The following is a 12,233-nucleotide window of genomic DNA, read 5'->3' as shown; positions in this document are numbered from 1 at the left end:
TTGAGGAAATATCATGTCGCAGCGATCCCGAGTGCTGCCTGGGTTTGGTCTATCTTTGGGCTTCACCCTCGCCTACGTTTCTTTTATTGTGCTTATTCCATTAGCCGCAGTCTTTATCAAATCATTTGGAATCGGATGGGACGGATTATGGGAAATTTTAACGTCTGAGCGTATTTTGAAATCGCTTCAACTCAGCTTTAGTTCAGCTTTAATCGCAGCATTTATTAATGTTGTGTTTGGTCTACTTCTGGCTTGGTGTCTCATTCGCTATAACTTTCCCGGAAAGCGTCTAGTTGATGCATTGGTCGATTTACCATTTGCTCTTCCGACCGCAGTTGCAGGTATTGCACTGACTTCACTCTATGCACCTACTGGTTGGTTAGGTCAATATCTGGAACCACTTGGTATTCAGGTTGCCTATACACCTATCGGGATTACGTTAGCATTGGTCTTTATTGGTATTCCATTTATTGTTCGAACCGTTCAGCCAGTACTCAGCGATATTGAAACCGAACTTGAAGAGGCTGCTTCAGCACTTGGTGCAAATCGCTGGCAAACCATTACTAAAATTATTTTACCCATCTTACTACCTGCTCTATTTACAGGCTTTGCTTTAGCGTTTGCTCGCGGCGTGGGTGAGTATGGTTCTGTTATTTTTATTGCAGGTAACCAGCCGTTTAAAACAGAAATCGCACCGCTGATGATTATTTCTCGTCTTGAAGAATATGATTATGCAGGTGCAACGACCATTGCAGCGGTCATGTTAGTTCTCTCTTTTATCATCCTATTTGTCATTAACTTACTTCAAGCATGGGCAAACCGTCGTACAGGGAGAAACATCACATGAATTTACATACCGACAGCAATGCACTTGCCTTGAAGTTACAGTCTCGTGATGCAACACGTGAGCCAACTTGGGTACGTTATACCCTCATTACAATCGCACTGATTTTTTTCATCAGTTGCCTCATGCTGCCACTCATTTTGGTTTTCGTAGAAGCATTTAAACAGGGACTTGAAGTCTATGTTCAGGCTTTGATTGATCCAGATACCTTATCAGCAGTGAAATTAACATTACTCACCGCAGCAATTGCAGTTCCAATTAATGTGATATTTGGTGTTGCTGCAGCTTGGGCTGTTTCCAAGTTTCAGTTTAAAGGCAAGGCTATTTTAACAACTATCATTGATATGCCTTTTTCGGTTTCACCTGTTATTGCAGGTTTAATGATTGTTCTAATTTTTGGTGCGCAAGGTTGGTTCGGCGGCTGGTTAATGGATCATGACATCAAGATTTTATATGCCGTACCTGGAATTGTTTTAGCAACTATTTTTATTACAGTTCCATTTGTAGCACGTGAGTTAATTCCACTCATGGAAGCTCAGGGAACAGAGGAAGAAGAAGCAGCAATTGTACTCGGTGCATCAGGTTGGCAAACCTTTTGGAAAGTCACACTCCCTAACATTAAATGGGGTCTGATTTACGGCGTGATTTTGTGTAATGCCCGTGCAATGGGTGAGTTTGGCGCAGTATCAGTGGTTTCTGGTCATATCCGTGGTGAAACCAATACCCTGCCACTTCATGTCGAAATTTTATATAACGAGTACACCTTTAGCGCAGCCTTTGCCGTGTCCTCACTGCTTGCCTTCTTAGCTCTTTTAACACTGATTTTAAAAACCTGGTTAGAGCTACATCAAGATAAACCAGAACCGCATTCAACTGATTCGTAAGGAATGAAATCATGAGTATTCAAGTTAAAAATATTGAAAAACACTTTGGTGCATTCCATGCGCTTAAAAATATTTCCCTAGACTTTCCAGAAGGTGAACTGGTTGCGCTACTCGGACCATCTGGTTGTGGCAAGACGACTCTGCTTCGTATTATTGCAGGTCTAGAATCAGCCGATGGCGGTCAGGTTTTACTTGAAGGTGAAGATGCGACTAATGTACATGTGCGTGAGCGTCAGGTCGGCTTTGTATTTCAGCACTATGCTTTATTCCGTCACATGACTGTATTTGACAATATTGCCTTTGGTTTACGCGTTCGCCCTCGTGCAACCCGTCCTTCGGAAGCTGAAATTAAAAAACGTGTCACTCGTTTACTTGATCTTGTTCAACTAGGCTTTTTAGCAGACCGATACCCTGCTCAACTTTCTGGCGGACAACGTCAGCGTATTGCTTTAGCCCGTGCTTTGGCAGTAGAACCTCGTGTGTTATTACTTGATGAACCATTTGGCGCTCTGGATGCCAAAGTACGCAAAGAATTACGCCGCTGGTTACGCAACTTACATGATGAATTGCATATCACTTCAATTTTCGTGACTCACGATCAAGAAGAAGCACTTGAGGTTGCAGACCAGATTATTGTCATGAATAAAGGTAATGTTGAGCAAATCGGTTCACCTCGTGAAGTTTATGAAAAACCTGCAACGCCATTTGTGTTTGATTTCTTGGGTCAGGCAAATCGATTTGAAGGTGAACATACGGAAGGTATTATCCGTATCGGTAATGACCGTATTCAATTACCAACAGCAGTTGAGGCACCTCAAGGAAAAGTGATTGCTTTTGCCCGTCCAGATGAGTTACATATTCACTCGCAACCGCAAGCGAATACCATTGAAGCGACTTTTGTACGTGAAATCTGGATTGCTGGAAAAGTAGTGGCCGAATTACAAGACCGTAATGGACGTTTAATTGAAATTGCTCTGAGCATTGAAGCTGCAAAATTACATGCATTTAAACCTAATCAAACTGTTTGGGTGAGCGCATCTCAATTGCACTTATTTGCAGACCAAGTTGCTTAAGAAATATATTTGGTGAGGAAATATCTTGCGGATCTTTAGACGCTCCTCACCTCTTTTGAGGAAAAGTGTAAATGAACTTTCAACAATTAAGAATTATCCGAGAAACAGTACGCCAAAACTTTAACTTGACGGAAGCATCGGCTGCACTCTACACATCTCAATCGGGTGTAAGTAAACACATCAAAGATTTAGAAGATGAATTAGGTGTTCAACTTTTCGTTCGTAAAGGTAAACGCCTTTTAGGTTTAACTGAACCAGGCCAGTCACTTCTTAGCATTGTTGAACGCATGTTAGTGGATGCTGAAAATATTAAACGACTTGCTGAAGATTTTAATAAGGTTGACGAAGGAACATTAACAATCGCAACTACGCATACTCAAGCGCGTTATGTATTGCCTCCAATCGTTAATCAATTTAAGAAATTATTTCCAAAAGTTCATTTGATTTTACAACAAGCTAGCCCTGTCGAAATTTCAGAAATGCTTTTACAAGGCGAAGCGGATATTGGAATTGCAACTGAGTCTTTAACAACTGAAGAAAATCTGGCTAGCATTCCTTACTATCAATGGCAGCACAGTATTATTACCCCGCAAAATCATCCTTTAGTGCAGGCGGATAAGATTACTCTAGAACTTTTAGCAGAATATCCGCTTATTACTTATCATGGTGGTTTTACAGGCCGATCTAAAATTGATAAAGCCTTTGAAGAAGCTCACCTAGATGCAGATATCGTAATGTCAGCTCTTGATGCCGATGTTATCAAAACCTATGTGGAACTTGGCATGGGTGTGGGTATTGTCAATGACGTGGCTTATGATACAGAACGTGATTATCGTTTAAAGCAAACCAAAACTGATATTTTTGGTGTTAATACGACATGGATTGCGGTTCGCAAAGGCCATCTATTACGCGGTTATGGTTACGAATTTATTTCTTTATGCTCACCTGATGCGGATATTAAAGCGCTTAAGAAAATTGCTTACCCAGACGAATAAAAATTAAAAATAAATAAAAGAGCTTTTTAGCTCTTTTATTTATTTTATTAAAAGTACAAAAAAACGAGCCGTAGCTCGTTTTTTCTTTTTGATCTTACCAGTAGAAGTTCACACCAACCTTACCAACTGGTAACCATTTGTATTTATCGTCATTACGAATTTCATTTTCTTCCTTATCTACTGCATCTTGAGCAGACGTTGGGTTACCATTCACAGGAGCAAGATTATATTGAGTTAACTGAACTTTTGGATTACCTGTATAGTAAGCACCTACCTCACCAAATACACCCCAATTTTTATTAAATTTCGGTGCAAAACCAAAGCCTACATAAGGGGCGATATTATTTTCATAATTCATCTTACCTCTTACACCACCTTCTTGGCCAGCAACTGCTTGTTGATAGTTTTTACCATCAATTGATAATGTTTCGCCATTACCAATACGTTTAGCTAGGTCATAATCATTATCTAAATAAGCAGCACCCGCAGCTACATATAAGCCTTGAGCCCATGGATTAGAACTAGCGCCCCAAGGACGTATTTCAGCATTTAGATAAATATTATTGTTATCCATATCTAGGTCATATTTAGTACCATTTACAGAGACGTCATCTGTCCACGAAATGTCACCACCGTTATAACCCAGAGCCAAACCTACATATGGGTTGGCTTGCCATAATAAAGCACCACCGTAACCAGTTGTACCTACCTCAGCACGCACCCCTACAGGAAGTAATTGTTTTTGGTCAAATGCATAGCTGTCATGAACAACAGCTTCATCTGCCATTGCAGCACCAGCAGCGAATAAAGCTGTTGTTGTAACTAACACACGTAATGCTTTCATAGTTTTCTCCTCAAAAAGGCTTTGTTTTTAATTTATTCATCTTGTGACTGAAATCATAATAATGATAGCTTAGATTCTTTTTTATGCAAAAAATGCTAGATTTCTGTTATTTTTTGATACAAATTGAGTTAAATTTTTATTTTCAAATCATTTTTGTGTAAAAACACTTGATTATCTAATAAGCTTATTTCGATTTACCTCATTTATATCATCAATTAAACGTAACACGTTTTTTGAAAGATTCTTGTCACAAATTAGTGTAAAATCTTTAAAATTTTTTATGGAAGGAAGATCATGTCTCAGCTTTCTACGATCATTGAGCAAGCATTTGAAGACCGCGCCAATTTTACTGCAGCAGATTGTCCAAGCGAAATTCGCCAAGCTGTTGAAGAAGCAATTGCTGGTTTAGATAACGGTACACTTCGAGTTGCTGAAAAAATCAATGGTGAATGGGTTGTTCATCAATGGTTAAAAAAAGCTGTTTTATTATCATTTAAACTTAATGACAATAAACCAATTGAGTCATGTGATCTTCGTTTCTATGACAAAGTTGAAACTAAATTCTCTGGTTGGACTGAAGAGCAATTTAAAGCTGCAGGTGTTCGTGTTGTTCCTCCTGCTGTAGCACGTCGTGGTAGCTTCCAAGCTAAAAACGTGGTGTTAATGCCATCTTATGTCAACATTGGCGCTTATGTAGATGAAGGCACAATGGTTGATACATGGGCAACTGTAGGTTCATGTGCTCAAATCGGTAAAAATGTTCACTTATCTGGTGGTGTAGGTATTGGTGGTGTTTTAGAACCATTACAAGCTAACCCAACCATTATTGAAGACAACTGCTTTATCGGTGCACGTTCAGAAATCGTTGAAGGCGTTATCGTTGAAGAAGGCTCAGTCATTTCAATGGGCGTTTTCATTGGTCAATCAACTAAAATTTATGACCGTGAAACTGGCGAAATCCATTATGGTCGTGTACCAGCAGGTTCAGTTGTAGTTTCAGGCAGCTTGCCATCTAAATGTGGTACTTACAGCTTATATGCTGCAATTATCGTGAAAAAAGTTGATGCGCAAACACGCTCAAAAACAAGCTTGAACGATTTGTTACGCGCTGACTAATTTGTTATAACTCTCTTGCGGAGCTTTAATCGCTCCTCATCTCTACGATCAAACTGATCGTAGAGATTTTATTTTTTATATAGTGTGGTATTTCTAGAATGGCTTCCTTACGTTCCTCTGCAATTCCTGTCTCAGACCCTGCGTCCGGTTTACGCATTACCGAGATTTTTTACTCGTTGCAGGGTGAAGCAAATGCCTCTGGCCTACCGACTGTATTTATTCGTCTAACAGGCTGTCCATTACGTTGTAGCTATTGCGATACCACCTATTCTTTTGAGGGTGGCGAACGTTTTTCACTTGAACATATCATTGAAACAGCTACACAATTTCAAACACCTTATATTTGTGTAACAGGTGGTGAACCTCTTGCTCAGCCAAACTGTTTGATTTTATTACAACGTTTATGTGAGGCAGGTTTTGACGTCTCTTTAGAAACCAGTGGTGCTCTTGATGTATCAAGAGTAGATCCCCGTGTTTCAAAAGTCCTCGATTTAAAGACTCCAACTTCTGGTGAAGAACATCGTAATCTCATCAGTAATCTTGACCATTTAGCATCACGTGACCAAATCAAATTTGTGATTTGTAATCGTGAAGACTATGAATGGTCAAAGCAACAAGTTGAAAAATATCAACTGCAAACCAAAGTCAGTACCGTTTGGTTCTCCCCTGCCTTTGCGGTTGAAAAAGGTGCTGTAGGCCTGCCACGTCTAGCACGTGATCTGGCACAGTGGATACTTGATGATAAATTACCTGTTCGTTTCCAACTTCAGTTACATAAACTGCTTTGGAACGATGAATCAGGTCGTTAATCACTCAATAAAATAAATCATTCCGGATATGGAGAAAAATATGCGCTCTCGTGCCATTGTTTTACTTTCAGGCGGCTTAGACTCAACCACTTGCCTAGCTTGGGCACAAGCGCGCTATGAATGTATTGCTATTAGTTTTATGTATGGTCAACGCTCAACCACTGAACTTGATGCTGCAAAAGCATTAGCTCAGCGTTCAGGTGTTGAACATCGTGTAATTAATATTGATCTAGCAAATTTAGGTGGATCAGCACTTACAGATCACAACATTGCAGTACCAGAACAGTTACAAGAAGGTATTCCTGTAACTTATGTACCAGCGCGTAACACTATTTTCCTCTCATATGCTCTAGCAGCAGCTGAAGTATTTAATGCTGAAGCTATTGTTATTGGTATCAATGCTGTTGATTATTCAGGATATCCTGATTGTCGCCCTGAATTTATTGATGCTTTTGCAAATATGGCCCGTTTAGCAACTAAAGCTGGCGTAGAAGGAAAACCACTTAAATTTGAAACACCCCTGTTACATTTATCCAAAGCGAATATCATACGTTTAGGGATTGAACATGGCGTAGACTATAGTCAAACGGTATCTTGCTACCAAGCAGATGCTCAAGGACGTGCGTGTGGTAAATGTGACAGTTGCCGTTTGCGTAAAGAAGGCTTTATCGATGCTGGTGTTACCGATCCAACACGCTATATACCGTAATAAGTAGGTAAAATTTATGAAGTTGTTAAAATCAAATCTTATTCTTTCATCTTTATTCTCAGCAGCTGCACTTATGGCTGGTTCAGCTCAAGCAGCTGAAAACCCAGTTCAAGCGGCATATAAAAGCACTAACGTTAAAGGTGCATTAGTTAACGTTTGTAAAGAACAAACTGCTAAAGGCGGCAAGTTAAGTTCATCTGAAGTTAGCAAATTCTGTAGCTGCCAAGTTGAAGCACAAGGTAAAGTGACTGAAGCACAAAAATGGGAAATCCAAAGCGCAATCAATGCGAAGAAAAGCCCAAGTTCTCTAGGATTTGTACAACAACAAAACCGTGATCTTAAAGCATGTTTCGGTCCTCAGTTAACAACTAAGCTTGAAAAGTTAACTGAAGATGCAATGAAGGCAGCTCAACAACAAGCTCCTAAAAAATAAGATTTTAATGTTCCAAATTAAGCCTGCATTTATGCAGGCTTTTTTTATAGCTCTGTTAAAATAACAGCACTTTTGACCAATTCATTTGATGTAAGCCATGCAAGAACAATGGAAAACTAATGCTAACCATAAAAGGTCTATTGTCTCATTTAGTGGAGGCAAAGATAGTTCTCTAGCACTCTACCATGCAATGCAGACAGGCGAAGTGATTGGATTGATCGTAATGCTAGAAGGACAAGGCCAACGTTCTCGCTCACATGCCATGCCTCTTGATATTATTCAAGCGCAAGCTAAAGCAATCGACTTGCCCGTGTTTATGGCTTCATCAAGTTGGAATGAATATGAGGTAAAGTTTATTGAATTACTCAATCAAGCAAAGCAACAAGGAGCCGAGGTACTGGTTACAGGTGATCTTGATATGCCTGAACACGGCTGTTGGCATGATCGAGTAACGCAACAAGTGGGGCTTCAATTAGGAATGCCTCTTTGGTTACGTCCGCATCGTGAAGTTGTTGAAGAATTTATTCAACTTGGATTCAAAAGTGTCATTGTTACTGTGAATCTAAAACTCGGAATGAAGGAGGAGGATTTAGGTAAAACCTTAACTTTAGAATACATCCAAGAGCTTGAGAACCGTGGCATTGATCCATGTGGTGAGGGCGGTGAATTTCATACGACTGTGATTGATGGACCAATTTTTAACAAAGCAATCCCTGTAAGAAAACTCAATATTGTTTATCATGAGGAATACGCTTTTTTACCACTTGAATTAGATCAAATTTAACTTTTAAAGGATAAGAAATGTCTGAGAATATTCAACTGCCAAATCAGGTGTTCCCTACTACACACGGCGAAGTGAACTTGACCGAAGTCGAAAATGAATGGCTAATCATTTACTTCTATCCTAAAGATTCAACACCAGGGTGTACAACACAAGCAGTGGGTTTTTCTTGTTTGAAAGATCAGTTTGATGCTTTAGGTGCCCGTATTTTCGGTATTTCACGTGACTCGGTAAAAGCCCATCAAAATTTTACAGAGAAGCAAGCACTTACTATTGATCTGATCAGTGATAAAGAAGAAATTCTTTGTAATCACTTTGATGTGATTAAAGAAAAGAATATGTATGGAAAGAAAGTAATGGGTATTGAACGTTCTACTTTTATTTTCCATAACAAAACTTTAGTTAAAAGCTATCGCAAAGTTAAAGCAGCTGGGCATGCAGAGCAAGTTCTAGAAGACTTAAAAGCTCTACAAACAGCTTAATAAACTTAAGAAACAAAAAGCGGGCATGATGCTCGTTTTTTGTATATGAACAAATTACTTACTCCTTTACTTTGGCGTATGATAAAGACATTAGAATAATTCACGCTAAGGTATTTACATGAGTCTGCTCAAAGTTTGTAATTTACTGTCTAGTGGTCTTGTTATCTCTGCTTGCTCCGTTAGTTCATCCAGTATGCCGCCCTCAATTACACCATCTACCACACAAGTTGAAACTCCACCTATAAAAATAAGTTGCCAAGATTTACAAAACCCTACCCATCAACAAACCGTACTTAAAATAATTAATCAGATTCGCCAGCAATCACGCCAATGTGGACAACAATATTTCGCTGCAACCAGACCATTAAGTTGGAGTAATAATTTATATAAAGGTGCACTTTCTCATAGTGAAGATATGGCAACACACAACTTTCTCGGACATGTTGGCTCCACGGGACTAGATTTAAAATCACGTTTGAAAATTTATAATACACTCGGTAAAGCCAATGGTGAAAATGTCGCAAGTGGACAGAAAACATTAGATGAAGTGATGTCTAGATGGCTGTCGAGTCCCCTACATTGTAGTAACCTAATGAACCCTAAATTTACAACTTACGCAATTGCTTGTGCTTCTGATCAATCTGTAAAACAAAAGAGCTATTGGACTCAACAATTTGGTACACGTTAAAAGGAAAAAAGATGCAATCAGGTTCGATCACCCCTATTTTAAGAATTTTTGATGTCGAGTTAGCTCAATCATTTTATTTTGAGTTCTTAGGTTTTCAGCTTGATTGGCAACACCAATTTGAAGACAACTTTCCGTTATATTTACAAATTTCTAAAGATGATTGCATTATTCATTTATCCGAGCATTTTGGAGATGCGAGTCCTCATAGTGCGATCCGTATTTATTGGGAACATATTTATGAGTTGCATAGTGAACTAAGCAAAAAAGATTATAAATTTTCTAAGCCTCAGGTTGAAAAAACAGATTGGGAGACACTTGAACTCAGCATCACCGATCCTTTTTCAAACCGAATTATCTTTTGGGCAGATGCTTAATTTATATGCACTTACTCAAAATCATCTAAATTAGAGCGATCATCTTCTTCAAAGCGTTGTTGCAACTGTTGATAAGTGCGTGTTTTTTTAAATTCATCTAAAAATTGAATAGTTCCTACAGGGAAAAATTCGGTCTGGATTTCACCACGATAATAAGCTTCACGCATTGGTGTTGCCGAGATAGAGTCTTTTAAACTATCAAGTTCAACCATAATCCACTCAGGAAATAGTCGTAAATAATATGAAGACTCATCCTTAAAGTGTCCAATCAAACCAACTTTTGAGTTCGGTTCAATTACGCCATTCACTAAAGATTTGACTTGTTTTACCCATTTTTCGTCATTATAAACATCTACTACATGTACAAAACAAATGCGTTTTTGCTCTTCTAACGAGAAATTTGACAAGATCATTTGCTCGCGCTCTACTGCTAAGAACGGATTTTTAATATTACGTTCCATTTGAGCAGAACCTAATGCCAAAACGACATAGTGGCTTTGTTGTAAGGCAATTTCAATTGTCTGCATATGAGCTAAATGAAATGGTTGAAAACGACCTATAAAAACGAGATAGTCAAATTTATACATAATTAGATTTTCACTTTTTATGAACTCACCAGTTAACCGCATTACAAAAAATATGCGCCATAATGAGAACCTAAAAATTAACAACGTGGTTTAAAGCAAGGATAGTACGATGACACTTAGCTGTATTCAACAACCTCATCAACATTTACACGCAAATTTAGAAGGTGGCGTACTCACCTTAGCCATAAATCGTCCAGAAGCAAAAAATGCACTGTATGGCGAGCTTTACTTATGGATTGCCAAAGCACTTGATGAAGCTGACCAAGACAAAGATGTACGAGTAATCGTTCTACGTGGTGTAGAGCAAGATTTTACCGCTGGTAATGACATGAAAGATTTTATGGGTTTTGTACAAAATCCTAATCTAGGCCCAGCAGGTCAAGTTCCTCCGTTTGTACTCCTTAAATCTGCTGCTAGATTATCGAAGCCGCTTATTATTGCAGTAAAAGGTGTGGCTATTGGTATTGGTGTTACGATTTTATTACATGCAGATTTAGTTTTTGCTGACAATACCGCCCTTTTCCAAATTCCATTTGTAAGTCTTGGCCTTTCTCCAGAAGGCGGTGCAAGCCAACTATTGGTTAAACAAGCGGGTTATCACAAAGCAGCTGAACTTCTATTTACTGCGAAAAAATTTAATGCAGAAACCGCAGTACAAGCAAGCTTAGTGAATGAAGTTGTTGAAGATGCTTATGCATCTGCTCAGGCAACCGCTCAACATTTAGCAGCTTTACCACTTGCTTCATTAAAACAAACCAAAGCATTGATGAAACATGATTTAAATCAAATTATTGAATGTATTGACCATGAAGCTGAAATCTTTATGCAACGCGTTCAATCTCCAGAAATGCTAGAAGCTGTACAAGCATTTATGCAGAAACGTAAACCAGATTTCTCGCAGTTTAATTAAAAATCAATTTCTATGATTTGAATAAACTCAAAGGCGGGCTCTTCATAAGGATGGCTTGCCTTTAATGCTTTTGCTACAGCCTTTGCATTTGCTTCAATTACAATTGTTTCAACGCGCCACTCATCAACTTGTTCAAGTTCACCCAGCTCTCCGATATAAGGATCTGCACCTTTGACGGGTTTAAATTGCCCTATTCCTTTCACTTGCCATGCGCAGTGTTCGTAATTACCGATACCACCCGCACCAGCAGAAAAAATAGCTTGTTTAGTCGACTCAAGATGTGAATCAGGCACGTAATAAATCAGCTTTAACATAAGTAGAATGACTCAAAACTAGTAAACTTGCTTTAAATCATACCGTTAAAAAAGCTTCTAAATCAAAGTCAGCTCATCATTACCAAATAATTTGCTCCAATAAAGAGGATTTGAATGGCAAGCGCCAAGCCAAACAAGCGCCAGCCCTTATCTTTGGTATACATTGTTCTTATGTGATACTTATTTTTCATCATTTTGATCTCCGATTTTTATCGTTGTTACAGAGAAAGCAAAAATTGATCCAATTTTAAACAAACTATAAAGTGTTAAATAGCCGAATGTCTATAGGCTTATAATTTTTCTAAAATGCTTAAAAGAGCTACACTCATTTTTATGTAGCTCTTATTCTGAACAAAATTTTAAATTTCAGTGTGCTAGCTGCATCTTTAT

17 protein-coding genes are annotated in these 12,233 nt (G+C 38.6%); 13 read left to right on the top strand and 4 right to left on the bottom strand.

The window, feature by feature from the left end; all coding sequences use genetic code 11:
* The first annotated feature begins 13 nt into the window (after nt 1-13).
* The 4 genes from cysT (at nt 14) to RMB06_RS04820 (ending at nt 3,796) form a co-directional block, all read left to right on the top strand.
* Nucleotides 14-847: a sulfate ABC transporter permease subunit CysT gene (gene cysT, locus RMB06_RS04835; protein ID WP_311078599.1), complete on the top strand. Its 834-nt coding sequence runs from the start codon at nt 14-16 to the stop codon at nt 845-847.
* Nucleotides 844-1,728: a sulfate ABC transporter permease subunit CysW gene (cysW, locus tag RMB06_RS04830; RefSeq protein WP_311078598.1), complete on the top strand. Its 885-nt coding sequence runs from the start codon at nt 844-846 to the stop codon at nt 1,726-1,728. Before cysT ends, cysW begins: the two co-directional genes overlap by 4 nt.
* Before the next feature lie 11 nt (nt 1,729-1,739).
* Entirely contained in the window at nt 1,740-2,801 is a 1,062-nt protein-coding gene (locus RMB06_RS04825) for a sulfate ABC transporter ATP-binding protein (protein WP_311078597.1), read from the top strand.
* Nucleotides 2,802-2,872: 71 nt separating this feature from the next.
* Complete coding sequence (locus RMB06_RS04820; RefSeq protein WP_002118601.1) at nt 2,873-3,796, top strand: CysB family HTH-type transcriptional regulator; 924 nt, start codon at nt 2,873-2,875, stop codon at nt 3,794-3,796.
* A 94-nt stretch (nt 3,797-3,890) separates the two neighbouring features.
* Here the strand turns inward: RMB06_RS04820 and carO are convergent, their stop codons facing one another.
* On the bottom strand, nt 3,891-4,640 hold the full coding sequence (gene carO, locus RMB06_RS04815; RefSeq protein WP_014207379.1) for an ornithine uptake porin CarO type 1: 750 nt from the start codon (nt 4,638-4,640) through the stop codon (nt 3,891-3,893).
* A 294-nt stretch (nt 4,641-4,934) separates the two neighbouring features.
* Here carO and dapD point away from each other — a divergent pair, with 294 nt between their 5' ends.
* The 8 genes from dapD to RMB06_RS04775 all read left to right on the top strand — a co-directional run bounded on the left by dapD (nt 4,935) and on the right by RMB06_RS04775 (nt 10,032).
* Nucleotides 4,935-5,756, top strand: a complete 822-nt coding sequence (dapD, locus tag RMB06_RS04810) for a 2,3,4,5-tetrahydropyridine-2,6-dicarboxylate N-succinyltransferase (protein WP_046811724.1) — start codon at nt 4,935-4,937, stop codon at nt 5,754-5,756.
* 98 nt (nt 5,757-5,854) lie between these two features.
* Nucleotides 5,855-6,565: a 7-carboxy-7-deazaguanine synthase QueE gene (gene queE / locus RMB06_RS04805; protein WP_311078595.1), complete on the top strand. Its 711-nt coding sequence runs from the start codon at nt 5,855-5,857 to the stop codon at nt 6,563-6,565.
* 40 nt (nt 6,566-6,605) lie between these two features.
* Nucleotides 6,606-7,274, top strand: a complete 669-nt coding sequence (queC, locus tag RMB06_RS04800) for a 7-cyano-7-deazaguanine synthase QueC (RefSeq protein WP_002118843.1) — start codon at nt 6,606-6,608, stop codon at nt 7,272-7,274.
* A gap of 16 nt (nt 7,275-7,290) precedes the next feature.
* Complete coding sequence (locus RMB06_RS04795) at nt 7,291-7,707, top strand: hypothetical protein (protein WP_005073124.1); 417 nt, start codon at nt 7,291-7,293, stop codon at nt 7,705-7,707.
* A gap of 97 nt (nt 7,708-7,804) precedes the next feature.
* A complete protein-coding gene (locus RMB06_RS04790; protein ID WP_032006994.1) occupies nt 7,805-8,491 on the top strand; it encodes a diphthine--ammonia ligase in 687 nt (228 codons plus the stop codon).
* Nucleotides 8,492-8,508: 17 nt separating this feature from the next.
* The gene (locus RMB06_RS04785; RefSeq protein ID WP_002118936.1) at nt 8,509-8,970 is read left to right on the top strand and encodes a peroxiredoxin; all 462 of its coding nucleotides are present in this window, start codon (nt 8,509-8,511) and stop codon (nt 8,968-8,970) included.
* Between the two features lie 118 nt (nt 8,971-9,088).
* Nucleotides 9,089-9,658 carry a CAP domain-containing protein gene (locus RMB06_RS04780; RefSeq protein ID WP_311078591.1) on the top strand — a complete coding sequence of 190 codons (570 nt, stop codon included), beginning with the start codon at nt 9,089-9,091 and terminating at the stop codon, nt 9,656-9,658.
* An 11-nt stretch (nt 9,659-9,669) separates the two neighbouring features.
* The gene (locus RMB06_RS04775) at nt 9,670-10,032 is read left to right on the top strand and encodes a glyoxalase superfamily protein (protein WP_311078590.1); all 363 of its coding nucleotides are present in this window, start codon (nt 9,670-9,672) and stop codon (nt 10,030-10,032) included.
* Between the two features lie 11 nt (nt 10,033-10,043).
* Here RMB06_RS04775 and RMB06_RS04770 read toward each other — a convergent pair whose 3' ends face one another.
* The gene (locus RMB06_RS04770) at nt 10,044-10,619 is read right to left on the bottom strand and encodes a nicotinate-nicotinamide nucleotide adenylyltransferase (RefSeq protein ID WP_311078589.1); all 576 of its coding nucleotides are present in this window, start codon (nt 10,617-10,619) and stop codon (nt 10,044-10,046) included.
* Between the two features lie 109 nt (nt 10,620-10,728).
* Between RMB06_RS04770 and RMB06_RS04765 the strand changes: the two genes are divergently transcribed.
* Nucleotides 10,729-11,529 (top strand): enoyl-CoA hydratase-related protein, encoded by an 801-nt coding sequence (locus tag RMB06_RS04765; RefSeq protein ID WP_199983573.1) that lies wholly within the window; start codon nt 10,729-10,731, stop codon nt 11,527-11,529.
* Here RMB06_RS04765 and RMB06_RS04760 read toward each other — a convergent pair.
* Both RMB06_RS04760 and RMB06_RS04755 read right to left on the bottom strand, forming a co-directional pair.
* Nucleotides 11,526-11,843: an NIF3 1 gene (locus RMB06_RS04760; protein ID WP_002118807.1), complete on the bottom strand. Its 318-nt coding sequence runs from the start codon at nt 11,841-11,843 to the stop codon at nt 11,526-11,528. The genes RMB06_RS04765 and RMB06_RS04760 overlap by 4 nt on opposite strands.
* Nucleotides 11,844-11,911: 68 nt before the next feature.
* Nucleotides 11,912-12,037: a KGW motif small protein gene (locus tag RMB06_RS04755; RefSeq protein WP_002118600.1), complete on the bottom strand. Its 126-nt coding sequence runs from the start codon at nt 12,035-12,037 to the stop codon at nt 11,912-11,914.
* Between the last annotated feature and the right edge of the window lie 196 nt (nt 12,038-12,233).

The sequence above is a fragment of the Acinetobacter sp. V104_13 genome, from assembly GCF_031798995.1.
Classification (GTDB): Bacteria; Pseudomonadota; Gammaproteobacteria; order Pseudomonadales; family Moraxellaceae; genus Acinetobacter; species Acinetobacter pittii.
This window is presented reverse-complemented; position numbering and strand designations above follow the sequence as displayed.